Annotated in this window: 24 protein-coding genes and 3 pseudogenes; 17 read left to right on the top strand and 10 right to left on the bottom strand. The window is 72.7% G+C overall.

Annotation, left to right across the window (positions count from 1 at the left end; genetic code table 11):
* Positions 1-92: 92 nt before the first annotated feature.
* The 3 genes from ACZ7GZ_RS02850 to ACZ7GZ_RS02840 all read left to right on the top strand — a co-directional run bounded on the left by ACZ7GZ_RS02850 (position 93) and on the right by ACZ7GZ_RS02840 (position 1,879).
* Entirely contained in the window at positions 93-686 is a 594-nt protein-coding gene (locus ACZ7GZ_RS02850; RefSeq protein ID WP_471020396.1) for a TetR-like C-terminal domain-containing protein, read from the top strand.
* Positions 683-1,501 carry an alpha/beta fold hydrolase gene (locus tag ACZ7GZ_RS02845; RefSeq protein WP_471020394.1) on the top strand — a complete coding sequence of 273 codons (819 nt, stop codon included), beginning with the start codon at positions 683-685 and terminating at the stop codon, positions 1,499-1,501. The genes ACZ7GZ_RS02850 and ACZ7GZ_RS02845 overlap by 4 nt, the downstream gene beginning before the upstream one ends.
* A gap of 183 nt (positions 1,502-1,684) precedes the next feature.
* Positions 1,685-1,879: a hypothetical protein gene (locus ACZ7GZ_RS02840; RefSeq protein ID WP_471020393.1), complete on the top strand. Its 195-nt coding sequence runs from the start codon at positions 1,685-1,687 to the stop codon at positions 1,877-1,879.
* Positions 1,880-2,086: 207 nt separating this feature from the next.
* Here ACZ7GZ_RS02840 and ACZ7GZ_RS02835 read toward each other — a convergent pair whose 3' ends face one another.
* The 3 genes and pseudogenes from ACZ7GZ_RS02835 to ACZ7GZ_RS02825 all read right to left on the bottom strand — a co-directional run bounded on the left by ACZ7GZ_RS02835 (position 2,087) and on the right by ACZ7GZ_RS02825 (position 5,202).
* On the bottom strand, positions 2,087-3,832 hold the full coding sequence (locus ACZ7GZ_RS02835; RefSeq protein ID WP_471020769.1) for a DUF2264 domain-containing protein: 1,746 nt from the start codon (positions 3,830-3,832) through the stop codon (positions 2,087-2,089).
* A 71-nt stretch (positions 3,833-3,903) separates the two neighbouring features.
* A pseudogene (locus tag ACZ7GZ_RS02830) lies at positions 3,904-4,619 on the bottom strand (GDSL-type esterase/lipase family protein); the annotation flags it as partial.
* 34 nt (positions 4,620-4,653) lie between these two features.
* Positions 4,654-5,202, bottom strand: coding sequence for a hypothetical protein (locus ACZ7GZ_RS02825; RefSeq protein ID WP_471020390.1), 549 nt, complete (start codon positions 5,200-5,202; stop codon positions 4,654-4,656).
* Between the two features lie 457 nt (positions 5,203-5,659).
* Between ACZ7GZ_RS02825 and ACZ7GZ_RS02820 the strand changes: the two genes are divergently transcribed.
* The 8 genes and pseudogenes from ACZ7GZ_RS02820 to mmuM all read left to right on the top strand — a co-directional run bounded on the left by ACZ7GZ_RS02820 (position 5,660) and on the right by mmuM (position 12,564).
* Positions 5,660-6,685: a cucumopine synthase-related protein gene (locus ACZ7GZ_RS02820; protein WP_471020389.1), complete on the top strand. Its 1,026-nt coding sequence runs from the start codon at positions 5,660-5,662 to the stop codon at positions 6,683-6,685.
* Positions 6,682-7,728: an NAD(P)/FAD-dependent oxidoreductase gene (locus ACZ7GZ_RS02815; protein WP_471020386.1), complete on the top strand. Its 1,047-nt coding sequence runs from the start codon at positions 6,682-6,684 to the stop codon at positions 7,726-7,728. The genes ACZ7GZ_RS02820 and ACZ7GZ_RS02815 overlap by 4 nt, the downstream gene beginning before the upstream one ends.
* 24 nt (positions 7,729-7,752) lie before the next feature.
* A complete protein-coding gene (locus ACZ7GZ_RS02810) occupies positions 7,753-9,552 on the top strand; it encodes a carbamoyltransferase family protein (protein WP_471020384.1) in 1,800 nt (599 codons plus the stop codon).
* Complete coding sequence (locus ACZ7GZ_RS02805) at positions 9,549-9,752, top strand: hypothetical protein (protein ID WP_471020382.1); 204 nt, start codon at positions 9,549-9,551, stop codon at positions 9,750-9,752. Before ACZ7GZ_RS02810 ends, ACZ7GZ_RS02805 begins: the two co-directional genes overlap by 4 nt.
* 75 nt (positions 9,753-9,827) lie before the next feature.
* On the top strand, positions 9,828-10,331 hold the full coding sequence (locus ACZ7GZ_RS02800; protein ID WP_471020380.1) for a nucleoside deaminase: 504 nt from the start codon (positions 9,828-9,830) through the stop codon (positions 10,329-10,331).
* Positions 10,332-10,352: 21 nt separating this feature from the next.
* On the top strand, positions 10,353-10,823 hold the full coding sequence (locus ACZ7GZ_RS02795) for an SRPBCC family protein (RefSeq protein WP_471020377.1): 471 nt from the start codon (positions 10,353-10,355) through the stop codon (positions 10,821-10,823).
* 52 nt (positions 10,824-10,875) lie between these two features.
* A pseudogene (locus ACZ7GZ_RS02790) lies at positions 10,876-11,559 on the top strand (histidine phosphatase family protein); the annotation flags it as partial.
* Positions 11,560-11,637: 78 nt separating this feature from the next.
* Entirely contained in the window at positions 11,638-12,564 is a 927-nt protein-coding gene (mmuM, locus tag ACZ7GZ_RS02785) for a homocysteine S-methyltransferase (protein ID WP_471020375.1), read from the top strand.
* Positions 12,565-13,128: 564 nt separating this feature from the next.
* Here mmuM and ACZ7GZ_RS02780 read toward each other — a convergent pair.
* On the bottom strand, positions 13,129-14,724 hold the full coding sequence (locus ACZ7GZ_RS02780) for a carboxylesterase/lipase family protein (protein ID WP_471020768.1): 1,596 nt from the start codon (positions 14,722-14,724) through the stop codon (positions 13,129-13,131).
* 411 nt (positions 14,725-15,135) lie between these two features.
* Here ACZ7GZ_RS02780 and ACZ7GZ_RS02775 point away from each other — a divergent pair, with 411 nt between their 5' ends.
* The 3 genes and pseudogenes from ACZ7GZ_RS02775 to ACZ7GZ_RS02765 all read left to right on the top strand — a co-directional run.
* A complete protein-coding gene (locus tag ACZ7GZ_RS02775; RefSeq protein WP_471020373.1) occupies positions 15,136-16,149 on the top strand; it encodes a hydroxyacid dehydrogenase in 1,014 nt (337 codons plus the stop codon).
* A gap of 23 nt (positions 16,150-16,172) precedes the next feature.
* Positions 16,173-16,433 carry a beta-xylosidase family glycoside hydrolase gene (locus tag ACZ7GZ_RS02770; protein ID WP_471020372.1) on the top strand — a complete coding sequence of 87 codons (261 nt, stop codon included), beginning with the start codon at positions 16,173-16,175 and terminating at the stop codon, positions 16,431-16,433.
* 33 nt (positions 16,434-16,466) lie between these two features.
* A pseudogene (locus tag ACZ7GZ_RS02765) lies at positions 16,467-16,598 on the top strand (LacI family transcriptional regulator); the annotation flags it as partial.
* Positions 16,599-16,719: 121 nt separating this feature from the next.
* Here the strand turns inward: ACZ7GZ_RS02765 and ACZ7GZ_RS02760 are convergent.
* Together ACZ7GZ_RS02760 and ACZ7GZ_RS02755 are read right to left on the bottom strand one after the other, a co-directional pair.
* Positions 16,720-16,983 (bottom strand): hypothetical protein, encoded by a 264-nt coding sequence (locus ACZ7GZ_RS02760; protein WP_471020370.1) that lies wholly within the window; start codon positions 16,981-16,983, stop codon positions 16,720-16,722.
* On the bottom strand, positions 16,980-17,843 hold the full coding sequence (locus ACZ7GZ_RS02755; RefSeq protein WP_471020368.1) for an isocitrate lyase/PEP mutase family protein: 864 nt from the start codon (positions 17,841-17,843) through the stop codon (positions 16,980-16,982). Before ACZ7GZ_RS02755 ends, ACZ7GZ_RS02760 begins: the two co-directional genes overlap by 4 nt.
* Positions 17,844-18,206: 363 nt before the next feature.
* Here ACZ7GZ_RS02755 and ACZ7GZ_RS02750 point away from each other — a divergent pair, with 363 nt between their 5' ends.
* Together ACZ7GZ_RS02750 and ACZ7GZ_RS02745 are read left to right on the top strand one after the other, a co-directional pair.
* Positions 18,207-18,839 (top strand): VOC family protein, encoded by a 633-nt coding sequence (locus ACZ7GZ_RS02750; protein WP_471020366.1) that lies wholly within the window; start codon positions 18,207-18,209, stop codon positions 18,837-18,839.
* Between the two features lie 123 nt (positions 18,840-18,962).
* Positions 18,963-19,364, top strand: coding sequence for a VOC family protein (locus ACZ7GZ_RS02745; RefSeq protein ID WP_471020363.1), 402 nt, complete (start codon positions 18,963-18,965; stop codon positions 19,362-19,364).
* Here the strand turns inward: ACZ7GZ_RS02745 and ACZ7GZ_RS02740 are convergent.
* The 3 genes from ACZ7GZ_RS02740 to ACZ7GZ_RS02730 all read right to left on the bottom strand — a co-directional run bounded on the left by ACZ7GZ_RS02740 (position 19,347) and on the right by ACZ7GZ_RS02730 (position 22,092).
* The gene (locus ACZ7GZ_RS02740) at positions 19,347-20,033 is read right to left on the bottom strand and encodes a helix-turn-helix transcriptional regulator (RefSeq protein ID WP_471020361.1); all 687 of its coding nucleotides are present in this window, start codon (positions 20,031-20,033) and stop codon (positions 19,347-19,349) included. The two genes, ACZ7GZ_RS02745 and ACZ7GZ_RS02740, sit on opposite strands and share 18 nt — an antisense overlap.
* 58 nt (positions 20,034-20,091) lie before the next feature.
* Complete coding sequence (locus ACZ7GZ_RS02735; protein WP_471020358.1) at positions 20,092-20,910, bottom strand: VC0807 family protein; 819 nt, start codon at positions 20,908-20,910, stop codon at positions 20,092-20,094.
* 231 nt (positions 20,911-21,141) lie between these two features.
* Positions 21,142-22,092, bottom strand: coding sequence for an AraC family transcriptional regulator (locus ACZ7GZ_RS02730; protein WP_471020355.1), 951 nt, complete (start codon positions 22,090-22,092; stop codon positions 21,142-21,144).
* Between the two features lie 81 nt (positions 22,093-22,173).
* On the opposite strand from ACZ7GZ_RS02730, the gene ACZ7GZ_RS02725 reads away from it, so the two are divergent.
* Positions 22,174-23,154, top strand: a complete 981-nt coding sequence (locus tag ACZ7GZ_RS02725) for an NmrA family NAD(P)-binding protein (protein ID WP_471020352.1) — start codon at positions 22,174-22,176, stop codon at positions 23,152-23,154.
* A gap of 266 nt (positions 23,155-23,420) precedes the next feature.
* Here the strand turns inward: ACZ7GZ_RS02725 and ACZ7GZ_RS02720 are convergent, their stop codons facing one another.
* Complete coding sequence (locus ACZ7GZ_RS02720) at positions 23,421-24,623, bottom strand: YihY/virulence factor BrkB family protein (RefSeq protein WP_471020349.1); 1,203 nt, start codon at positions 24,621-24,623, stop codon at positions 23,421-23,423.
* Between the last annotated feature and the right edge of the window lie 72 nt (positions 24,624-24,695).

Below are 24,695 nucleotides of genomic sequence, written 5' to 3'. Positions count from 1 at the left end.
GACGTTGAACGGTTTTCTCGCACCACCTGAGGGACACACCCGAACCTAGATGCCCTAGGATATCGGCTAGGTGCCCGAGGAGGAGGTGTCGGATGGCCCGAGCCGGGCTCACCGCCGAGCGTGTCGTCGCGGCCGCCGCCGAACTCGCCGACGAGGCGGGCTTCGCGAACGTCACCCTGTCCGCGCTGGCCCGCCGCTTCGGTGTGAAGGACGCGAGCCTGTACTCGCATGTCCGGGGCCTCGCGGACCTGCGGACCCGGCTCGCGCTGTACGCGGGCGGCGAGTTGATCGACCGGATCGCGCCTGCCGTGGCCGGCCGCGCGGGCAAGGAGGCGCTGGCCGCCTTCGCCGGCGCCTACCGGGCCTACGCCCTGGAGCACCCCGGCCGGTACGCGGCCACCCAGATCCGTATCGACCAGTCCCTGGTCGCGGGCTCCCCCGCGATGCGCCGCACCGCCGAGATCACCTACGGCATGCTGCGCGCCTACGGCCTGGACGAGCCCGACCTCACCGACGCCGTACGCCTGCTGCGCAGTACCTTCCACGGCTACTGCGCCCTGGAGTCCGCGGGAGGCTTCGGCGCCGACCGGGACGTACAGGCCTCCTGGGACAAGGCGGTGCAGGCCCTGCACCTGGCACTGGAGCACTGGCCGCGCGAGAACCGAAAAGGAGAACACCGGACATGACCGGGGAACGTCACTACGACGTGACGGGCAGCGGTCCCGTGCTGCTCGTCCTGCCGGGCGGGGCCGGGCATCCGATGGGGTTCGGGCCGCTGACCGAGCGGCTGGCCGCACGCTTCACCGTGGTCACCTACGACCCGCTCGGCCTCGCCCATGGGCGGCTGGGCCGGCCGGTGGCCGCGCAGCGGGTGACGGACTGGAGCGAGGGTGCCCACCGGGTACTGGAGGCGGTGCTTCCGGCCGGCGAATCCGCGTACGTCTTCGGGACCAGCTCCGGCGGTATCGCCGCCCTGGACCTGCTCGCCCGGCACCCCGAACGGCTGGCGCATGTGGTCGCGCACGAACCGCCCGTCGTGGAGGTCCTCGCGGACGCGGCCCGGCAGCGGGCGATGTTCGCGGAGGTGACCGACACGTTCCGGGCGGCCGGGTCGCGGGCGGCCGGGGCCCGGCTGGCCGCCGTACTCGACGGGACACCCGCGCCCGTCCCGGAGGGTGCCGACGCGCAACCGCCCGCGCCCGGCGAGGAGTCGAGCACCTCCATGGGTGTCTTCCTCACCCGCGTCCTGCTCCCGTTCACCGCGTACGTGCCGGACACGGCCGCCCTGCGGTCCGTCGCCGCGCGTCTCACCCTGGTCGCGGGCAGCGGCTCCCGCGGCCGGCTGCTGCACCGTACGGCCGCGACGGCGGCCGAGTCGGCCGGCGCCCGTTTCACCGAGTTCCCCGGCGGCCATCTCGGTGTCCTGGAGCACCCGGAGGAGTTCGCGCGGTGTCTCGTGGACAGCCTGTCCGCCTCCGGGGCCGGGGTCACGGGGCCGTAGTCACTGTTCGGTCGCGGGGTGTCCCTTGCGCCCGGCCCACGCGAGGCGGTCCGTGCCGGAGGGGGTTGGTGGTGGCCAGGCCCGGGCGGGCGCCGCTGACGGTGAGGGGGTGGATGCTGGCCGGTCCACTCGGCGTAGGTGGCGTTCTGCTTCCAGAAGGCGTGGTGGTGCAGGGACAGGTAGGTGCCGTCGAGCCGGTGGTCCGCGCAGACGCCGACGACGCTGTCGTTGCTGCCGGAGCCGCTGACGAAGATCCGGTCGCGGGGCACGGAGGGGTGGGTGCCGATCCACTGCGCCGCCAGGTCGGCCCAGGCCTGCGCGGTGCAGCCGTGCGGTTCGTTCATCGGCTCGAAGCAGACCAGCGGGTTGCGCTCGTAGGCACGGGGGACGGTGCCCCCCATGCGCCAGACGTCCGGGAGGCTGTCGACGTAGCCGTACTTGCGGGTGCCGGTGCCCTCCCAGTGGCCGAGGACGACCTTGAAGCCGTGTGCGGTGCGTCGATGACAGCGCGGTACTCAGGGACTCCACCCTCGTCTGGGCCTACGCGGCCGTCACCCGACCTGCGCCACCCCTCTCACCGGGGCGTCACCGACCGCGACGAGCCTCAGGATCGCCCGTCCGCAGCCGTGAGACCCGCCCGTCGGAAGCGGTGAGAACGAAGCCGGTCCGCGCGCCGGACGCCCAGCGGACCCGCAGTTCGGGATCCCCCTCGTGGTCCTCCGCCACCTTCACGGACACCAGGTCCGCGAGGGGCCGGGGGTCCGGCTCGCCGGTGAGCCGGGCGAGCGCCACGAACAGCGTGGCCTCGCCCGTCCCGGTCTTCCCCGTCAGCCCCTCCGGCTGCGCCGACAGGCCCGACACGGGGAGCAGGTCGGCCCGGAGTCCGTCGGGCGCCGACCACCCGGTGACCCGCACAGCCGTGCCGGGCTCGGCCCCGGCCACGAGATGGGCGCGCACCTCCACCGCCCCCTCTGCGAGCACGAGGCTGGTGACGGTGATCCCGTCGCGCACGGTGTGCCGGGAGGCGATCCACCCCTCCCCCGTGCCGAGCGGCTCGATCCGGGTGCGGCCCGGATCACCGCCGACGATCACGCTGTTGTCGTACGACACCGCGGGCACGGTCGCCGTCGAGTAGGCGAGCCGGGTGTAGTAGGGGGCGTAGCGGACGTCCTCGCTGCCGTGGTTGTGCAGCCGGACCAATCCGTCCGAACGGGTGGACTGCAGCAGCCAGTTGGGGACGGTGAGGGGGTGCACCTCGTCCGCCCGGTCCGCCGGGGCGGGTTCCTCGGGCGCCGTCCACACCTGGTGCTCGGGGGGCAGGAGCAGGCCGAGAAAGCCTTTGCTGGCCCAGTAGGGGGAGGCCGGACCCGAATAGCTCTGCACGAGCGAGGCATCGGGGCCGAGCCAGCCCAGCGGGAGGAGACCGCGCTCGTCGACCGCGCCGCCGTCGAGGAAGTACCGTAGCGCGCCGGAGGCCAGGCGCCGCGTCTCGCCGGGCGTCAGGGGGGTCTGGCCGGTCAGGGCACCGAGCCAGAGGGGGGCCGTGGTCGCGAAGCGGTAGGTGAGGGAGCGGCCCTGGTGCAGGGGGGCGCCGTCGGCGCCGAAGAGGCGGGCGTAGTCGGCGAGGTGGCGTGACAACCGTCGACCGTATACGGAAAGCAGTTCACTGTCGTCCGCCAACCATGCGTGGAGGACTGCATACAGGTGCATGGCCCAGCCGTTGTAGTAGTCGAACTTCCGGCCGTCACCATCCGTGTACCAGCCGTCCCCGAGGTACCACCGCTCGATCCGCTCCAGGCCCCGGTCGATCGCCTTGCGGGCCGTCTCGGGCCGGTGGCCGATCTCCTGGAGGAAGCCGCCGACGGTGACCGGGAACAGCTCCCAGTTGCACGGCCAGGGTTCGGCGGTGAGGGCGTCCGCCAGCCAGTCGGCGGTGCGCTGCCGCACGGAGTCGTCCAGGCGGTCCCACAGCAGCGGCCGGGTCAGCCGCAGGGCGAGGGCGACGGACGCGGCCTCGACGAGCGGCTGACTGCGGTCCTCGATGTGCGGCCAGACACCGCCGGGACCGGCCGCGAGTCCGTCGGCGTAGCGGCCGAGGGCGGTCTCGTCGCGGCGGAACGCGGCCAGCAGCAGCGTACGGGCGTATCCCTCCAGGCCGTCGGAGAGGCGGCCCGCGTGGCTGACATGGCCGCCGGGGAGGTGGTAGAGGGCGCGGTCAGGGGTGGCGTAGGGCTCGACGGCGGCCAGCAGGGCGTCGGCGGTGGCTTCCCAGTGGGCGCGGGTGTACCCGGTGTACGGGCTGGATGCGCGGTCGTCGGTGGGCAGTTCGATCACGGCGGTGGCTTTCCTTCCTGGCGGGACCTGGGGCGCCCCGGTTCCGGTCGGGATGCCCCAGGGCTTCGTCCCACCCGCACGGCGCCTCCGGGCACCAGACGCAGGGTGAGAAGTCCGTGGCGGACCAGGCTCGCGTAGACGGTGGCGCCGTGCACGGAGGTGTGCGTGTTGTCGCGCTTCTCGTTGTGGAGGTGGAGCGCCTTGGGGCCCTCCGGTCCGAGGGACTCCACCAGCGGCTTCGTCTTCGCGGTGAGGTCGGTCAGCGGGACGTGCCCGGCGGCGGCGACGGAACGGGCGACGGCCGGGAGACTGACGCCGAGACGGTTGACCGGCAGGGCGGTGCCGTTGTCCAGGGTGCCGTCGGCGACCGGGGTGACGGGCACCGGCTCGCCGCGCTGGTCCCGGATGCCCGCGACGAGGGTCTGCAGGTTGGGCCGGTGGGTGGCCTCGTCGGTGGTCTTGTCGTTGTGGGCGCGTTGGACGAGCACGAGGTCGCCGGGGCGGATCAGCGGCCGGACGGTGCCCCGCAGCTGGGGATTTCGCAGGTGGGTGGCCGTACTCTCGCCGGAGTCGGCGTAGTTGGCGACGGGCAGGCCCTTGCGCGGGTACCGCGGCAGCTGCTGGCCCCAGCCGGAGTAGGGGTCGGCGGGCTGGTCTCAGGCGGTGGGGTCGCCGATCAGGATGATCTGGCGGGCGTGCCGGGCCGGGGTGACCCGGATGCCGGCGAGGGCGGGGGTGGAACCAGGGCCAGGTCCAGGCCGGGGTTGCCGTAGGGGCCGGTCGGCGTCTGGGAGCGGCAGGCGGTGGAGTCGCCGACGTCAGGGGTCGGCGAGGGAGCGGCGTCGTAGGCCGCCGCCCCGCACGGGGGCAGCCGGGCGGCCGGGACGAACAGGTCGAAGACCGGGTGGGGAACGTGGTTTTCCGATGTCTTCGCCGAGGGCGCCGTCACCGGCGAAGGACCAGTCGAGCAGGACCGTGTCGGGGGCGGCCCCGGCGACGTTCGCCGGCCCCAGGTCGAGGTGCCGGAAGTGGTCGCGGACCAGTGGCTGCCGCCAGGCCGCTTCGTCGTCGAGCGGCTCCGCGCCGAGCGTCTGCGCGCCGGTGCAACCGCGCAGGGAGCGCCGCGAGAGCCGCGGCCGGTGCGCGACGCGCTCCGTGCGGCGCCGAGGCGGTGGGTGAACTCCACGTGCCGGTTCGAGCGGCCAGGCGGTGGCCGGCTGGCCCGGCGCGTCCTCCGGCCACAACGCCATGTCTTCGTCGGACCGGTCGACGGCGGCCAGCAGCCGGGGCACCCGCGGCCCGGACGCCCGCCGTGCGCCGGCGAGCCCGGGCGCGTACACCTCGGTCTCGCGGCGCAAGTGGTTCAAGTGACGCGGGTCCTCCGACGGTGCCCAGCGGGCCTGCGTCGCCTTAGACCACGTCAGCACCTTCGGACGGCCGAGCGGCCCCCGGCCCGGACCTGCCAGACGTCGGCCGTGACGCCGTCGGGGGTTGTGGACGAGCGGGGTGCGGACCGGGAATCCGGCGAGCCGGCCCAAAACGGCCGGGAGTTCGTGGCGAAGCGGGTCGGGGAGTTGTGTGGTCACTCCCTCAGGCCAGTCAGATCCCTGCCGCCCTCTGGTTCACGCCGTGCCGCCGGAGTATTAGGAGTTTCCTCATACCCCCGGCCCGACTGGTTCATGTAGGAATCTACGAAGACCCGGTCCCGGCCTGCGGGGGCTTTCATGTCTTCCGCTCCTGGCTGACTTCGCTCGGTTGCCTGTGTACTCCTCACAGAAGTTGCAACGGGCAAGGCGAGTTGCGACGAAGCAAGGGACGAGTGCCGTGGGCTTCCTGCCCCCGCTCACCATCCTGGCATCTTGCCGAACTAGGGGGAAAGCCTTGACTGAAACGTTGTCCGGTCGACATATCGAGATCGCCTGGCCCGATCTGGGGATCACCGTTACCGCGGAACTCGACGACCGCAACACCGTGCTGGCCGATGCGCTGTGGGAGGCGTTGCCCTACCAGAGCCTGCAAGGGCACGCGCTGGTGGCGGGACAGCATCTGTATCACGTGGCACCGATCCATTCACTGCTGCATCTGTCCGCGTCGTACCGGCTCGCCGACCGGCGCGAGGCGCCGGACGGGACGGTGTTCTGTTCCGCTCTGCAGCATCTGGGCATCAAGTACGGCACGTTGACCGAACCGATGCCGGCCTCCCCGGTGGGCCAGGTCCGGCCGGAGGACATGCCGGCTCTGCTGGAGGCCGGCCGCGAGGTGTGGGATGCGGTCTATTCGACGAAGAAGCCGGTCCTGGTGGAGGTCCGCAGGGCAGGCATGGGAGGCGGCCACCGCATCCCCCGTCTGACCGCCGCCGACCCCGACGCGGACCTGCTGCTGGGCGACGTCCACGCCGAGACCGGGCGGATCTGGCTGTCCGAGCCGGCCGAGCTCGGTGATCTGCACCGGGGGTGGATACCGTCCGGGGCCGGCAGCTTCGAGACGGTTCTGCCGACCCTCTTGTTCGTCAACGGTGAGACCCGCCCGCTGGGGTATGCCAGTTACGGCGGCCTGGTCCGGGCTGTGACCGGCGGCATGCCGATGGACTCCCTGCGCCAGATGACACGCCTGCTGGTCGGTGTTCCGGCCGAGTTCCTGGGCTACTGCGGTCTGGAGAAGCTGTGGGCCTTCACCCAGCGTTTCCTGGCCTGCCTCGACCGCCTGGACCGCGACGACTTCCTGGCCGTGGTGAGCCAGCTGGCCCTCTACGTCAACTGCCTGGGCGGATGGAACCTGCATCTGTTCCCATGGGACACCGGAGACCACCTGCGCCAGCTGCGCTCGGCCGAAGTGGGTCAGCGGTCATGAGCGTTCTGCCCGAACGTACGGACGCCGTCGTCATCGGCGGAGGCGTCGTCGGCACCTCGGTAGCGTGCCATCTCGCCGAGGCCGGCGTCCGCACCGTCCTGCTGGAGCGCGGCACCCTGGGATCGGGAGCGTCGGCGGCCACCGCGGGTGTGCTGCGGACCTACTTTCCCGGCGACCCCCACACCGGCGGCCTCGCCGTCCGCAGCATGGCGGCGTATCAGGCCTTCACCGAGCGGACCGGAACCCCCCTCGGTCTGAAGCGGGTCGGCTTCCTGGTGGTGTTCACCGAAGAGCACCAGGTGGAGGAGTTCCGGCGCACCCAGGCCGCCCATCAGGCCGCCGGAGTGGACGTCGAACTGGTGACCGCAGCCGAAGCGGTGCGGCTCAACCCGCTGCTCGGCGAGCGCGCCGTCCTCGCGGCGGCCTGGGCGCCCGAGGCGTACGCCTGCGACCCCGCCGCCATCGTGCGCGGCTACGCCGCAGCCGCTCAGGAAGCGGGCGCCGTGCTGCGCACGGAAACACCCGTCACGGGCATCGACCCCGACGGGCGGGTCCACACCCCTGCGGGCAGCATCCGCGCCGAAACCGTTGTCTGCGCGGCCGGTCCCTGGTCGAGGACGGTCGCCTCCATGGCCGGTGTCGACCTCCCGGTGACCACGTACCCCATCGAACTGCTCCTCACCGACGCGCCCACCGCCCCGATCGGCACCCTGCCGATGACCCTGCACGCCTCCTCCGGCCTGCGGATCCGCGCGTGGCGGGACCGCATCCTCATCGGGATGGGCCGCCCCGGACCGGACGAGTCCCGGCAGTCGTGGCTGCAGCGGCTGTCCCGCCAGCTCAGTGCCACCTACCCAGCCCTCGACGGCATCCGCCTGCACCGCGGGTGGAACGGAGCGTTCGACGGCAGCCCGGACGGGAGCGGCTTCATCGGCCGGCATCCCTCCCGCTCCTTCCTCTACGCGGCGGGGTTCTCCGGCCAGGGACTGTGCCAGGCACCCGCAGTCGGAGAGATCGTCCGCGACCTCGTGGCCGGCAAGTAGCCCTGGACGGAGAAGGAAACTGTCATGATTGTCTTGGGGTGCAACGGTTTCACTCGCGTTTCCGGAATCTTCGCCGAGCACTTCGGCGCGGTCGGTACCGAAAGGCACTACCTCCTCGGCCACGACGCGGGTGCGTCGCTCCTGGTGGACGGCGAGCTGGTCGCCGCCGTGGAGGAAGAGCGGCTGAACCGCGAGAAGAAGACCTCCGACTTCCCGGTCAACTCGGTGCGGTGGTGCCTTGAATCCGCGGGATTGACGTTCTCCGACGTCGACCTCATCGCCATCCCCTGGGACTTCTCCGCCGAGGTCCTGGACGGAATGCTGTCCGACATCACATCCGCGCCCATGGCGCCCCCGGCGAAGCTGGATCTCGTCAAGAGCATCGGCGAGCTGTTCACCGGGGCGGTCGGCCATGACGCGATCCTCGCCGACTTCGCCGCGCGTACCGGCTTCACGCCCGATCCGGACAAGGCGGTGTTCGTACCGCACCACCTCGCCCACGCGATGACCGGCTATTACCTGGCGGGCATGAAGGACGCCGCGTTCCTCGTCAGTGACGGCCGCGCCGAACGATTCTCGTCGCTGACCGGAGAAATCCGCGACGGCCGGATCCGCGTCTTCGACGAGTCGGCCATCGGCGCGGAACATTCGATGGGGCTCCTGTTCGCCGCGATCACGCGCTACCTGGGCTTCGTGCCCAACAACGACGAATACAAGATCATGGGCCTGTCCGGATTCGCCGAGCCCCCCGCACCGAACCCGTTCCTCGAGCACATCGTCGAACTGCACGAGGACGGGCGCTACACCTTCTGCAGGCCCCTGGAGACGGACAACCCGCGCGGCTTCGAGCCCCTCTTCGAGCAGCATTTCGGCCCTGTGCAGGACACCCTCGAGTACAAGGCCCGGGTGGCTGCCGCGGCGCAGGAGATGCTCACCGTCGTCACGAACCACCAGCTCCGTGCCCTGGAGGGCAAGACGGATCTGAAGCACCTGCTGTTCGAAGGCGGCGTGGCGCTGAACTGCCTCAACAACACCCCGCTGTTCGAGGCGTCGCGGTTCGACGACATGGAGGTGAGTTTCGGCGCCAGCGACACGGGCATCACCATCGGCGCCGCGGTCCACGCCTGGGTCCATCACGCCGACGACGCCGGCGGCGGGAAGTCAGCACCGCCGGTCACTCCGTACCTCGGACCGGAATACGACGACGCGGCGATCGAGCAGGCCCTGCGGGAGTTCGCCGGTCGAGTGGTGTGGAGCAGGCTGAGCGATGACGAGGTCGTCGCCCAGGTGGCGGAACTGCTCACCGAGAAGGTCGTCATCGGCTGGTACGAGGGCCGGACCGAGCACGGGCCTCGGGCGCTGGGGCACCGCAGCATTCTCGCGAACCCCGAGTTCCCGGATATCAAGGACATCATCAACACCCGGGTCAAGCACCGTGAGCCGTTCCGTCCGTTCGCACCGCTCGTCCTCGAGTCGGACGCGCCGAAGGTCTTCGACATGGGCCGCAAAGCGCGTTCGCCGTACATGACGTTCGTCTTCCCGGTGCGGCCAGAGTTCCGCGAGGTGATTCCCGGTGCGACCCACGTCGACGGCACCTCCAGGGTGCAGACGATCAACGACCGGGACACCCCGCGGCTGACGGCCCTGCTGCGCCGGTTCACCGAACTCACCGACGTCCCCTGCCTGATCAACACCTCGTTCAACGTCGCGGGCGAACCGATCGTCTGCACGCCCGCCGACGCCCTGAACTGCTTCCTCGGAGCGGAGATCGACCACCTCGTGCTCGGCAACCACCTCGTCACCAAGGCAGAGGCCTCGCGATGACCACCCAGGCGTCTCCTGCCCGCACCATCGCCGCCGATCACCCCGAGACGGCCCGCCGCGCGCTGCCGTACGGCGTGCGCGGTGTCGGCGAGCCGCCCGCCATCTCCGTCACCCCGGCCATCGTGTACGCCATCCGCAACGCGACGGGGCTGAACCTCACCCATACCCCGGTCACGCCGGAGCAGTTCTGCGGCGTCTAGCCGCGACGGCGTCCGTCCCGTGCCGGCCCCGCACCACCCTCTCCACCCTCTCCACCTCTCCACGAAGGAGTGACCATGACCATGCACACCCAGGAAACAAGCGTCCAGGAGTTCGAGCGCGCCTGGATGGAACAGGCGATCGCGGTGGCCACCAACAGCGTGACGAACGGCGGCGGTCCGTTCGGCGCGCTGGTCGCCAAGGACGGTGAGATCGTCGCGACCGGGAACAACCAGGTCACCTCGACCCTGGACCCGGTGGCGCACGCCGAGGTGAGCGCGATGCGCGCCGCCTGCAAGAAGCTGAACACCTTCTCGCTCGAGGGCTGTGTCCTGATCAGTTCCTGTGAGCCGTGCCCGATGTGTCTCTCGGCCGCACTGTGGGCACGCGTCGACCGACTCGTCTACTCCGCCGACCGGCACGACGCCGCGGTGGCCGGCTTCGACGACCGCAACTTCTACGACCTGCTCGAGAAGAAGCCCCAGTCGATGTGGCCGATGTCGGTCGAGCACCTGGACCTGCCCAACCGGACGGCGCCGTTCGACGCGTGGCTGGCCAAGGCCGACCGTATCGCCTACTGACGTTACCGACGAGGAGTCCCCATGACGCTCACGCGGAAGCACACGATGCACCATTCGACGATCGTCGACGCCGACCCGGACACCGTCTGGGCCGAGGTCCGCGACCCCATGAAGCTGGTGAAGATCGTCTCCGGACCTGCGGTGAAGGACGTGAGCTGGGCCGAGGGCGGCGCACTGGAACGGGTGCCGGCGCGGTACGACTTCACGCTGGTGTTCAACGAAGGCCTGGTCCAGCAGGAGGTCGCCGGACGTAACGAGGTGGAGCGGGCCTCCACCTACCGGGCCGTCGCGCCGACATCGGGCGTCTCCGGTTATCTCGCGACCCTTCGCGTCCGTCCGATCACCAACGATCCGAACCGCAGCTACTTCGAGTGGTCACGGGAGTTGACGATCGCCGACGGCGCCGACCCCGACGTCATCGAGGGGATCATCGCCATGATGGAGAGACAGACCGACTCCGTGCGGGACCACTTCGCGCCGGCGGCGAACTAGCCGGCCGGTGAAGGAGGCGAGGGAGGCCGGGCTCCCGGGGGGTGACCGGGACCCGGCGGCCGAGAAGGCGACTCCGGCCGCTCCGGCCGGCCCCGGCCGGCCGGACGATGGGGGCACGCCGACGACGTTCGTACTGCTGCGGCACGGTGAGACGCCACTGACTCCGCAGAAACGGTTCTCCGGCAGCGGCGGCTCGGATCCGTCGCTGTCGGAGACCGGGCGGCGCCAGGCTGGGGCGGCCGCGGCACAGCTGGCCGCCCGCGGCGGCGTGCAGGCGATCGTCGCCTCACCGCTGCAACGCTGCCGGGAGACGGCGCAGACGGTCGCCGCGCGGCTGGGCCTGGACGTAGACGTCGAGGAGGGCCTGCGGGAGGCGGACTTCGGCGCCTGGGAGGGGCTGACCTTCGCGGAGGTGCGCGAGCACTACGCGGATGACCTGACGGCGTGGCTGAAGTCCCCGGCGGCGGCGCCCCCGGGCGGCGGCGAGTCGCTCGAGGCGGTGGCGCGGCGGGTGACGGCCGCACGGGACGCGCTGCTGGCCCGGCACGCCGCAGGGACGGTGCTGGTCGTCTCGCACGTGGTCCCGCTGAGGACGCTGGTGCGGCTGGCTCTGGGTGCTCCGGCGCGGTCGCTGTTCCGGATGGAGCTGGCGGCGGCGTCACTGTCGGAGGTGGCGTACCACGCGGGCGGGGAGGCGTCGGTGCGGCTGCTCAATGACACGGGGCACCTTCGGTAGACGGGGCGCCGGAACCCGCCCGTCCCGAGCGGCCCTCACCCTCTGGTGCATCGCGCAACAAGTCCTTAGCGTCGTGACATGATCAGCGACACCTCCCCCAGCCTCGCCGACGCGCTCGCCACCGGGACGGTCGTACTCGACGGCGGCATGTCCAACCAGCTGGAGTCCGCCGGGTACGACCTGAGCGACGAGCTGTGGTCGGCGCGGTTGCTCGCCGAGCGGCCCGAAGCGGTCGCAAAGGCCCATCTCGCGTACTTCCGCGCGGGCGCCGACGTGGCCATCACCGCCGGTTACCAGGCCACGTTCGAGGGCTTCGCGCGGCGCGGCATCGGTCATGACGACGCCGCGCGCCTGCTCACGCTGAGCGTGGACCTCGCGCGGGACGCCGCCCGGCTGGCCGGGGACGAGGGCGTCGAACGGCCGCTGTGGGTCGCGGCCTCGGTCGGGCCGTACGGCGCGATGCTCGCGGACGGGTCCGAGTACCGGGGCCGGTACGGGCTGAGTGTGGCGGAGCTGGAGCGGTTCCACCGGCCCCGCATGCAAGTGCTGGCCGCCGCCGCGCCGGACGCCCTCGCGCTGGAGACCGTACCGGACGCCGACGAGGGGGCCGCGCTGATGCGGGCGGTGCGCGGACTCGGGGTGCCGGCCTGGCTGTCGTACACCGTCGACGGTCGGCGGACGCGTGCCGGGCAGCCCCTGGAGGAGGCGTTCGGCCTCGCCGCCGACGTGGACGAGGTGATCGCGGTCGGAGTCAACTGCTGCGCGCCGGAGGACGTGGAACCCGCGGTGGAGATCGCGGCGCGGGTCACCGGCAAGCCGGTCGTGGTCTATCCGAACAGCGGGGAGGCGTGGGACGCCGAGGCGCGCGCCTGGACGGGGCGTACGCGGTTCGACGCCGGGCAGGTCGGGGCATGGCGGGACGCCGGCGCACGGCTCATCGGAGGGTGCTGCCGGGTGGGGCCGCAGGCGATCGCCTCGATCGCGCGGGCGCTGGGCAGGGCCTGAGCCGCTCGGCCGGCACCGAGGTCCGTGGACGTGCAGGGGAACGGGCGCGGGCACGGGCACGGCGGCGCAGCCTCGTACGCACTGGCCCACAGGCGCCCCGGGGCGCCCGCCTGCCGGCGTGGGAACCGGTTGCCGTCGTGTTACCGCAGGTTCCGAGGGCGGGCTGGGGCGGGGCCGACGGCCAGGAAGAGCGAGGACGTCGGCGGAGCACGATTCGTGATGTCGCGGCGCGGGCCGGGTGTCCGCGTCGACCGTGTCGCCGGTGCTGGGCGGGGTGTATTTGGTAGGCGCGGAGACCCGGACCGGGCTCATGCGAGCCGTGCGCGAGATGGGCTACGTGGCCGACGCACGCGCGAAGGCCGTCGCCGGGGACGGCACGCCGACGCTGGCGTTCATGCTGGAGGACATACGGGCCCGTCGTTCGCGCACATGGCGCGGTGAGTCGAGCATGAGGCCGCCCGGTTCGGACATCTCAGCTCGGCCACGGTCGACGGTCGTCCGTTGACGGTCGTCCGTCGATCGTTGACAGTCGTCCGTCGATCGTTGACAGTCGTCAGTCGACCGTCAGTGGCGTCGGCTCCCGACCGATCGTCGTAACCGTCGTACCGCCGCCGCCAGTTCGGCTCCGGGGGCCCGGATGTCGGTGGCGGGGTCGGGGGCGGGCGCCGTGGGGGAGGTCTGCCAGAGAGTGAATTCCGCATCCCGTGGACCGTATGCGATATACGGTTCACCGTCCCCGAAGATCCGCACCGGATGGGATGCGTCCCACGCCTGCCAGCCGGGGTTCCCGGTCGTCGCGAAGCGGACCCAGGCCCCGTGCATCGCTTCGCACAGTTCGTGTGGGGCACCCTCGCCGGCCAGCTTCTTCGATTCGGGTATGTCACCGCTGTCGAAGACGAATCCCAGCTCCAGGGCGTGGCAGGCGCCGAGGCCGGGAAGGCGGGACGGCCAGGCGAACTCGTAGAGGTAGGAGGTGCCGGGGCGGGCGTCGGCGAGGCGGTGCAGCGGGAGGCGCAGCAGGTGGTCGGTGACCATCTGGCCGACGATCTCGGCGGTGCCGGCGTCGGGGTGCAGGGCGCGGTAGCCGCGCGCTACCTCGTGGCCGGCGTGGCAGCGGGCCATGGCCCCGGCGAGGGCGACGGGTCCGAGCCGGTCGACGTGCTCCAGCAGCCCGCCGGGTACAAGCCAGAGCCGGTACTCATCGCGGGTCCAGCCCAGGAGGAGTTCGACGCCCGGGGCGGCGTCACCGTCGGTCAGGGCCTTGAGCGGGTCGCGGGGCACGAGGTCGCCGTCCACGACGATGCCGAAGGCGGGTCCGCCCAGGACGGGGCTGCCGAGCCGGCCGGCCTCGGCCTGGGTGCGCAGCAGCAGGTCGCGGTCGACGGTGGCGAAGGCCGCCGCGGTGGCGGGGATCTTCAGCCGGGTGGCCATGCGGCGCACCAGGCGCCGTACCTTGTCGCGCTCGGAGACCTCCGGCGGGCCGCTCTGCAGCACGGCGCGGCGGATCAGACCGCGGCTGTGGGGCGCGGCGAGCAGGACGCCGGCGCTGATGGCGCCGGCCGACTGGCCGCACAGGGTGACCTGGTCCGGGTCGCCGCCGAAGGCCCCGATGGCGTCGTGCACCCAGCGCAGGGCGGCGAGCTGGTCGCGCAGGCCGGGGTTGGGGGGTGCGTCCGGGAACAGTCCGTAGCCCTCGACGCCGAGCCGGTAGTTGACCGAGACGCAGACGACGCCGTCCCGGGCGAAGGTGGCGCCGTCGTACACGGGTACGGCCGAGGATCCCCTGGTCAGGGCGCCGCCGTGCAGCCAGAGGAGGACCGGGAGCCGGGCTCCGCGGCTCGGGTCCGGGGTCCATACGTTGAGGTTGAGGCAGTCGTCGCCGGGTATCTCCGGGTCGGAGAGGTACTGTGCGAACGCCTCGGAGTACGGCGGTTTCGGCGCGGTCGGCCCGAAGGTCTGGGCGTCGCGGACGCCGTCCCAGGGTTCGGGCGGCTCGGGCGGGCGGAACCGGCGGGGCCCGAAGGGCGGGGCGGCGTACGGGATGCCCCGGAACACCGCGACGCCCTGCTCGTACCGGCCGCGTACGGCCCCGTACGGTGTCCGGACCACCGGGCCCGTCTGGTCTCTCCCGGCCACGGGGTTCGCCTGGTCTGCCGTCATCGCCCACCAGCCCTTCGCCGTGCACTCGTGCACGGGCACTCGTGCACTGTGCAACAGCAGAGCACCACGCGAGCGTCCTGTATTCCGGTGCACGGGTGCGCGGGAGGGCCGTTCGGGTCACGGCGGGACGGTGAGTGCGGGGTCGGCCACTTTGCGTACATGAGCTGCCCTGCAACGGAGCACCGGAGTACCGGAGCTCCGGGCCGTCCGGGCGGACGGGTTTCCGACGCGGAGGTTCCGGTAGCCGATTACGCGCCGGACGGGGGCGACGTCAGCCGCCCCACCGGAGCGGAACACTCCCCACGCCGCCGGATCCGGCCCTGCCCTACCGATTGATCATCCATTCCCGGCGGACATACGGTAGAAGGCGCTTTCTGAAACCGCTCCTTCCGCCGTTTCGTCAGGAGGGTCATGCCCAGCCCCAAGCCGCCGCGGGCCGTGTTCGCGATGGACCCGGTGCACCTCCCGCTGCTCTTTCCCCCGCCGCTCATGGCCCGGCTGAGGCGGACGGCCGACCTCGACCCGGCGCTCGTCGTACGGGACTTCGCCGATCCGGCGGTGGCCGACGCCCTGGCCGCGGCCGAGGTACTGATCACCGGCTGGGGCTGCCCGCACCTGGACGCCGGTGTCCTCGCCGCCGCCCCGAGGCTGCGTGCCGTCCTGCACGCCGCGGGTTCGGTCCGCTCCCTGGTCGGCGAGGCCCTGTGGAAACAGGGCGTCACCGTGTCCAGCGCGGTCGCCGGCAACGCCCTGCCGGTGGCGGAGTACACGCTGGCGATGATCCTGCTCCTCGGCAAGGACGCCTTCGAGCACCGTGAGCGCTACCGTCACACCCACGCCCAGCCGGGCCCCGCCGAGACCGCGACCACCGGCAACCTCGGCCGCCGCGTCGGGGTCATCGGTGCCTCGCGCGTGGGCCGTCGGCTCATGGAGCTGCTGCGGCCGTTCGACCTCACGGTCCTGCTGCACGACCCCTGTGTGAGCCCCGCCGAGGCCGCCGCGCTGGGGGCGCAGCCACTGCCGCTGGAGGAGTTGCTGCGGCGCAGCGACATCGTCAGCCTGCACGCCCCCGACATCCCCGAGACCCAGCACATGCTCGGCCGGGCCCGGCTCGCGCTCCTCCCGGACGGGGGCGCGCTGATCAACACGGCGCGCGGTGCGCTGGTCGACCAGGACGCGCTGACGGAGGAGCTGGTCTCGGGGCGCCTGCGCGCGGTCCTCGACGTCACGGACCCCGAGCCGCTGCCCGCGGGTTCCCCGCTGTACGAGCTGCCCAACGTCTTCCTCACCCCGCACATCGCGGGCTCGCTCGGCAATGAGCTGGAACGGCTGGGCGCGATCGTGGTGGAGGAGCTGGAGCGGCTGGCCGAGGGCGTGCCGCCGCGGCACGAGGTGCGGCACGCGGACCTGGCACGGGTCGCCTGAGGTGTGCGCCAAGGGCGTGCCGGGTGGCCGTGGTGGACGCCGGCGCGAGCGCCCCGGTGACGCTGCTGGTCACCGTCGAGTGCGGCGAAGTGCGTTTCCGGTATGCCGAGGACGGCATCCGGCTGCCCGTGGGACCGTCGCTGGACTTCACCGTGCTCTCCGACGACCGCGGGTCCCGGCTGCGTTTCACCGGCGCGATGGCCGCGCTCCACGCCGTGGATCTCGTCGAGGCGTCCTTGGCTGCGGACTTCGCCGGTTCCCGGCTCGACCGCGCCCTGGAGTGATCTCACGCCCGACGGAACTCGGGTTTGTTCGGTGAGGTGGCGGCGACCGCGCTCCGGCTGCTGGTGCGGATGGTGCACGGAGAGCGCCCGGAGGGCACCCGTACCGAGCTGTCGACGCGTCTCGTACCGTGTGCGAGCGCGGCCGCGCCGCCCGGGGGCGGCCCACCGCGTGACGCCGGCAGTGGCGACGGCCGGGCGCCTCCCTCACGGGCCGCCCGGCCGTCGTCGTCAACGGTCGTCGGTCAGCGGCCGGTTGTCGTCCGGCGGCCGGTCGTCTCCCGGTGGCTCAGTCCCAGACCTCCCTGCGCTGGTGGCCGCCTCCGGCGAGGGCCTCGATCGCGTCCACGGCACTGCCGTCGTGGTCGCTGCCGGCGGTGCCCTTGCCGGTCTGGACATTGGCCGCGCGGTCGACCTCCAGCCAGGAGTCGGCGTGGGAGTTGTCGACCACGGTGATCAGGCCGCCGGACGCGGCCGCCGGTGCCGCACCGGCCGCAAGCACCGCGACGGCGACCGCCGCCGCCACCCCGAGCCGGGGAACGGCGCCGGTCACACGCCCACGTCCTCGGGGGTCAGCCGCTCGCGGGCGATGTTGCGTTCCAGCAGGCGGGTGGAGGCCTTCACGCCCACTCCGCCGGCGGGGTCCACCTCCGGCAGCCGGCCGTCGGCCGCCTTCAGCACGGTGAGCGCGGAGTCCATCGCCTCGTGCGCGGCGAACAGGCACGGGGTGCTGTAGATCGCGACGTCGACACCGAGGTCGGACAGTTCGCCGAGGGAGAGGCGGGGCGACTTGCCGCCGGCGATCTGGTTGAACAGCAGCGGCTTGCTTCCGACGACCTCGCGGATGCGCTTGATCCACTCGACGCTGCGCACCCCGTCCACCAGGACCACGTCGGCGTCGGTCGCGGCCAGCCGCTCGGCGCGGTGCAGGATGTCGTGCTCGTCGGTGGCGTCCGTGCGGGCGACGACGACCAGATCTGTGCGGGTCTCGAGGACCTTGTGGAGCTTCTCCAGGTACTCCTCCAGCGGCAGCACCTGTTTGCCGTCGGCGTGGCCGCAGCGGCGGGGCCGTTTCTGGTCCTCCAGGATCACCCCGGAGGCGCCGATACGCTCCAGCCCCTCGACGACGTGACAGGCGACCTCGGGGTCGACGTACCCGTCGTCGATGTCGACCAGCAGGTGATGGTGCGGGAACGCGCCCCGCAGTCGCTGGACGAAGGCCACCATGTCGGGCCAGGCGATGAAACCGATGTCGGGCAGCCCGTAGTACGAGGCCGCGAACCCGAAGCCCGAGACGAACATCCCGTCGTAGTGCTTGGCCGCGATCGACGCCGAGTACATGTCGTACACGCCGATCAGCGGCGTGGTCCCGGGCCCGGCGATGCGCTCGCGCAGCTTCTTACCGTAGGTCAAGGTCCGGCTCCTCCTGTGGGTGGGTGACGCGGGGCCGGATGGACCACCGCGCCTCGAAGCCCTTTGCCAAGACAAGAGCATCTCTAGATACTCACATGACCATCCATGTAAGCGAGCTTTACTCACTCCAATGGCGGAACCAGTTCACCGCAGAAACGTCACGCGGGACGCCGTCCTGCCCCGCCATGCCCGCCGTCCAGGTGAGTCAGCCGCACCCGCCGCCGTACGACGCCTCGTCGGCGGTGGTCCGCGGCACGGATGTGGAGCAGTGGTCGCCCGGTCGCGCGACGAGACTAGGCCAGGAACCGCGGCTCGCTCCAACTCCCTTGATGCACAGGTCCGGTGACCGTAGCCTCGCCCGGCATGAACGCCGTTCCCCCGCTCCTGGACCATCTCGTGCTCGCCACCCCCGACGTGGCGGCGACGGTCGCCGACTTCGCGCGGCGGACCGGGGTGACGCCGGTGCCCGGCGGTGTGCATCCCGGTCTCGGCACGCGCAACCATCTGGTGGGACTGGGCGGCCGGAGCTACCTGGAGATCATCGGCCCCGACCCCGGGCAGCCCGAGCCCGCCGGGCCACGGCCGTTCGGCGTCGACCGGCTGGCCGGGCCGCGCACGCTGGCCTGGGCGATCAGCCCGCCCGACCTGGACGCGGCGATCACGAAGGCCCGCGCGCGGGGCCACGACCCCGGGCCGGTGCGCCCGATGAGCCGCCGCACGCCGGACGGCACCCTGCTGCGGTGGCGGCTGACCGACGGCGGCCACGCGCATCCCTCCGGTCTGGTCCCGTTCCTGATCGACTGGGGCGACTCCCGCCACCCGGCGGCCACGGGCCTGCCGGTCACCCCGCTGCTGGAGGTGTCCGCCACGGTGCCGGACCCGAAGGAGGTGCGTGGGGCGCTGGCGGCACTCGGCACCGGGCTGGCGCTCGCCGCGGGACCGGCCGCGCTCTCCTTCACCGTGGACACCCCCGACGGACCCGTGACCTTCGGCTGAGCCGGTCGCCCTTGGCTGAGGCCCGATAGGCGCACGGGCGTGTCGGAGGCACCGTCTTCTCCAGGGCCTCCGGTGTCCGATTCCTTCAAGACCGGACGCTCCGCCCCTGCCTACGGTGACGGCATGACAGCACAATTCGCCCTGATCGGCGTGGTCGCTTCCGACATGGCAGCCTCGCTCGCCTTCTACCGTCGCCTCGGACTCGTCTTCCCCGCGGGATCCGAGGAGCAGCCGCACGTCAACGCGGAACTGCCCGGGGGGCTGGTCTTCGCCCTGGACACCGAGGACACCGTCCGTTCCTTCTACCCCGCCTGGCGGCCGCCCGAGGGCGGTGGGCGTGTGGGGCTCGCCTTCCGGTGCGGCTCGCCCTCCGAGGTCGACGCCCTGTACGAGGACCTGGTGACCGCCGGGTATCACGGGGAGCTCAAGCCGTGGGACGCGTTCTGGGGACAGCGGTACGCCACCGTGCACGACCCCGACGGCAACGGCGTCGACCTGTTCGCTCCGCTACCCGCCGCCGAGTAGCTCCCCGAGCGGCATACCCGTCAACTGCCGCACCTCACGGGCGAGGTGGGGCTGGTCCGCGAACCCCGCGCGGACGGCCGTCTCGGCGTACGGCGTCCCGGAGCGGGCCAGCGCCAGGGCCCGCTGCAGCCGCAGGATGCGGGCCAGGGTCTTGGGGCCGTAGCCGAACGCGTCCAGGCAGCGGCGGTGCAACGTGCGCGTTGCGACGCCGAGTTCGGCGGCCGTGACGGACACCGGGCGGCCCTCGTCCAGGCGCTCCACCAGCCGGTGCAGCAGCGGGTCGGGGGCGGCGGTCCGCTCGGCCTGCTCCAGGGCGATGTCCTCCAGCGCCGTCGCCGGGTCGGGTGCCGCCTCGACGCGGTCGCGCAGCCGCCGGACCCGGGCGGCGGGCCACAGGTCCGCCAACTCGGCCCGCAGATCCCGCAGTTCGTGCGCGGGTACGCCGAGCAGGGCGGGCGCGGTACCGGGGAAGAAGCGGACGCCTGCCCAGAAGCGGGGCGGGCCCTCGGGGACGTAGGGGCGGGTGTCGGGGCCCGCGACCAGCAGCCGGCCCTCGCTCCACAGCAGGTCCATGCAGCCGTCCGGCAGCACGGGGCCGCCACCGGCCCCGTGCGGGGTGTTCGTCCACACGACCGCGCCGGTCAGCCGGGACGCCCGCTCCGCGTACACGGGGCCAGCCTACGTCGCCGACGACGCCCGGCGCCGGGCGTGCGACGCGGCCTCCCGCTCACCTCGTGCGCCGGGCCGGTGACGCCGGGGTGCGTATCGCGCTGTCCGCCGCCGCCTGCCGTTCCCCGGCCGGATCGCCGGCGCCGCCCCCGGTGTCGGGGGCGCCGAGCAGCGGAAGACCGTGCCGGGTGCGGAAACGGCGGGCGTAGGCCGCGGTGACCGCGGCGGCCAGGGCGAGCAGCACGAGCGAGAGGACGCGGCCGAGCAGCGGCACCACGTCGGTCGGCAGCGTGGCGGCGGCGAGTGCGCCGATGCCCCCGTCGAGCAGCTGCTCGGCGCCCCAGACCACGGTCAGGACACGCAGGCCCCGGCGGAAATCGGCGCAGTTCCGCCACATGCCCGCCCGTATCCGGGCCGCCGGGCCCCGGTGCAGGCGCTGTCCCAGCTGGAAGGCCAGCGGCCTGCCGGTGAAGCCGGTACCGAGCACCCAGCCGCCGACCACGAGGGACAGCGCCGCATCCTTGAACAGCAGGAGCCGCGTGCTGCCACCGATCAGGGTGGTCAGCGCGGCGGCGGCCAGCAGCAGCGTGAAGAACAGGTCCACGCCGTCGATGCGGCGCTGCCGGACCGCGCCGGTCACCAGGCGCAGCGCGGGTGGCGCGCCGCTGAACAGCAGGGCCGGGCCCTGTCCGGCGCCTAGGGCGCGGGCCGCGTAGTAGACGAGGAGTGGCAGGGCGATGTCGGCTGCGATCGACATCAGCGGGCCGTGGGCCGACCCGCCCGTGCTCGCCTGCGTGCTCGCCTGCGTGCGCGACCGCCGCTCCCGGCCCGTCGTGTCCACCACGTCCGCCACCACGTCTGCCATCTCGTCCGCCATCTCGTCCGCCTCCTCGCCCCGCGTCATTGCGCTGCCGGACAGCACCGGCCTGCGGAAAAACGCTAGGTGAGGGGCAGGGAAGGACGGATCGGAGCACGGGTGGAGAGACGGGTGGAAGAGGGGTGGAACGCCGCATCACTCGCCGGGTGGAGACCCGCGTCCCGCCGCACCGCACCGCAGCCGCACCGCACCGCACCACGGCCGCACCGCACCACAGCCGCGCCCGCCCCCTCAGGGCCGGCCCCCGGCGCGGCCGGCCCGGTGTTCCTGCGGGCTCACGCCGTACACGCGCTTGAAGGCGGTGGAGAGGGCGAACGCTCCGCCGTAGCCGACCTGGCGGGCGATGGTGTCGAGGGTGAGGTCGGTGTCGCGCAGCCGGTCGGCGGCGAGGGCGAGCCGCCAGCCGGTCAGGTAGGACATCGGGGGTTCGCCCACGAGGCCGGTGAAGCGGCGGGCGAGTGCCGCGCGGGAGACCCCGGCCTTGGCGGCGAGCGCGGCCACCGTCCACGGGTGCGCCGGGTCGTCCTGCAGCAGGCGCAGCGCGCGGCCGACGACCGGGTCGGCCAGCGCCCGGTACCAGGCGGGGGCCGCCGCCTCCGGGCGGGAGAACCAGACCCGCAGGGCGCTGATGAGCAGCAGGTCCAGGAGGCGGTCCAGGACGACCTCCTGGCCGGGTGCGTCGCGGACGATCTCCTCGGCCAGCAGGGGCGTGAGCGGGCAGTCCCACAGCTCGGCGGGGAGGGTCAGCAGGGGCGGCAGGGCGGCGAGCAGGCGCCCGCTGATCTCGCCGCGCAACGGGTAGGTGCCGATCAGCATCACCGTGCCCGCGTCGGGGCTGTCGCCCCAGGTGCGCACCCCGAGGTCCATGGAACCGTTCAGGGACGTGCCGTCGGGGTAGCGGCACTCGCCGCCGGGCAGGATCAGGGCCTGCGGTGCGGTGTCCGGCCGGTCGCCGCAGGTGTACGGGTCCGGTCCGCGGGCGATCGCCAGGTCTCCGGGGCCGAGCCGCACCGGTACGCCGTCCGCGTCCGGGGTGACGCACGCGGTGCCGCGCGCCATGACCATCACGGTCAGCGGCGCCTCGTCCTGCACGCGCACGGCCCAGGGCGGGTCGAAGCAGGCCCGGATCATGAAGGCGCCGTGCGCGCGTGGACCGTCCAGCAGACCTGCGAGTGCGTCCATGGGGGCAGCGTAGACGCACGCTTATGGGGGTGAGCGGTTCGACGATGTCGCCCGGGGCGGCACGGCAGTTGACTGACGGACATGACGCAGAACACGGAGAACACGCGGACCGCGGAGAACATGCAGGACAGGCAGAACATGCAGGACACGGAGAACACGCAGAGCCCGGCGCACGACGCGCGGAGGGCGCAGACTCCGGAGCACACGGGAGCCGAGCCGCGCACGCCGGACGTGGACGTGGACGTGTCGACGGTGGTCGTGACCGGTGCCTCCGGCCGTACCGGCAGCCGGGTCGCGGCGGCGGCACGCGCAGCGGGCCTGACGGTCCGCGCCGCCTCCCGCGCGCGGGGTTTCGACGTGCACGACCCGTCGACCTGGGAACCGGTGCTGCGCGGCGCCGACGCCGCCTACCTCGTCCATCCGTTCGACGTGGGCGCGCCGGACGCGCCGGAAACCGTCGGCCGGCTCGCCCGCGCGGCGGTGCGGCTCGGGGTCCGGCGGCTGGTGCTGCTGTCGGCCCGCGGTGAGCGGCAGGCCCTGCCGACGGAGGAGGCGCTCGCGGCGTCGGGAGCTCGGTGGACGGTCGTACGGGCCGCGTGGTTCGCGCAGAACTTCAGCGAGGGGCCGCTGCTCGCGGAGCTGCGGGAGGGCGGGGAGCTGGTGTTCCCGGGCGGGGCGGCGCGGGAGCCGTTCGTCGATGTGCGGGACGTCGCCGACGTGGTGGTGGCGGCGCTGACCGGCGGCGACCGGTATGTGCGGCGGACGCTGGAGGTGTCCGGGCCACGGCTGCTGACCTTCGCGGAGGCGGTCGCCGAGGTCGCCACGGCGGCCGGGCGCAAGCTGGCGTACCGGGCGGTGTCTCCCCGGGACTACGGTGAGCGGCTGGCCGGTTTCGGGGTGCCGCCCGAGGAGGTGGAGTACCTGGTCGGGCTGTTCGCGTCCCTGCTCGACGGACGGAACGGGCATGTGTGCGACGGCGTACGGCAGGTGCTGGGCCGGGCACCGCGGGACTTCGGCGACTTCGCCCGGGAGGCGGCGGCAGCCGGGACGTGGACGGTCTGACACCGGCGCGGAGCGGCAGCCGGGACCTGGACGGGCCTGACACCGGCACGGAACAGCAGCCGGAAACTGGACGCGCCTGACACCGGCACGGAACAGCAGCCGGAAACTGGACGGGCCCGACAGCGGCACGGAACAGCAGCCGGAAACTGGACGGGCCCGACAGCGGCACGGAACAGCAGCCGGGACCTGGACGGGCCCGACACCGGCGCGGGCCGTTCACCGGGGCGGTACAGCGCCCGTTGGACCACCGTCCCGTCCCCGCCCCGTCACTTCTCCGGCTGTGCCGGCCCCCCCGGGCCCGCCGTCCCCCCGTCCCCGCCGGGCTCGTGCGGATGCCGGCCGTTGGCCTTGTGGGCGTGGGGGACGTGCTTGGCGTGGGTGCGCAGGCGGGACGTGACGTCCTCCGGGGGCAGGAAGCGGGACCAGCGCTCGGGGAACTCGGAGGGCATGTCGGGGTCGTCGGGGTCGGTCTCGCGGGCCACCGCCGCCCGGGCGACGTAATCGGCGACCTGGGCCTCGCGGATCCGCTCGTTGGCCGCGCGGGCGGCGGCCGTGGCGGCGGCGGGCCAGACCCGGTCGATGGCGGCGTTCACGGCCGCGCCGACGAGGACGGCGAAGGCCGCGACACCGATCCACAGGAGTACGGCGACGGAGGCGGCGAGGGAGCCGTAGATGGTGGCGCCCTCGATGGTGTGCACGAGGTAGATCCGCAGCAGGAAGCTGCCGAGGACCCACATGGCCAGGGCGACGAGGGCGCCGGGGACGTCCTCGATCCACGGGGAGCGGACCGGCACGGAGACGTGGTACAGGGTCGTCAGGAACGCGATGGACAGCACGATGACGACCGGCCAGTACAGGACCTGCACCACCGTCTCCGACCAGGGCACCACCCGTACCACCGCGTCCGGGCCCGCCACCATCAGCGGCAGTGCCACCGAGCCGATCAGCAGCGCCACGATGAACAGCAGGAACGACATCATCCGGGTCTTGACGATGCCCCGGACGCCGTCGAGGCCGTACATGACGGTGATCGTGTCGATGAAGACGTTCACGGCGCGGGAGCCGGACCACAGGGCGAAGACGAAACCGATGGAGATGACGTCGGGCCGGCCGCCCTTCATCACGTCGTGCAGGATCGGCTGGGTGATCTCCTTCACGCCCTTGTCGGACAGGACCGTCCGCGAGGCCTCGAGGATGTTGGTCTCCAGGCTGCGGATGGTGTGGGCGCCGGTCCAGGTGTCGACGTAGGCGAGCAGCCCGATGAGGCAGAGCAGCAGCGGCGGCACGGACAGCAGCGTGAAGAAGGCCGCCTCGGCCGCCAGGCCCAGGATGCGGTACTCCATGCAGGAGTTGACGGTGTCCTTGAGCAACAGCCAGGCGGTCCTGCGCTTGGAGACGTTCCGGTAGAGGGCTCTGGCCCGGTGGAGGCGACCGGCGGGCCGCTCGGGGGGTTCACTTGCTGGCTGCACGACCCAAAGGTATCCGCAGCGGCGGACCGGCCTCACCTTCCGGGCCTGACCGCATCCGGTTCCGGGCCTGGT

The sequence above is a fragment of the Streptomyces sp. NPDC037288 genome, from assembly GCF_055603265.1.
Note: the sequence above shows the minus strand (reverse complement) of the source record. Positions and strands in the feature narration are given on the sequence as shown.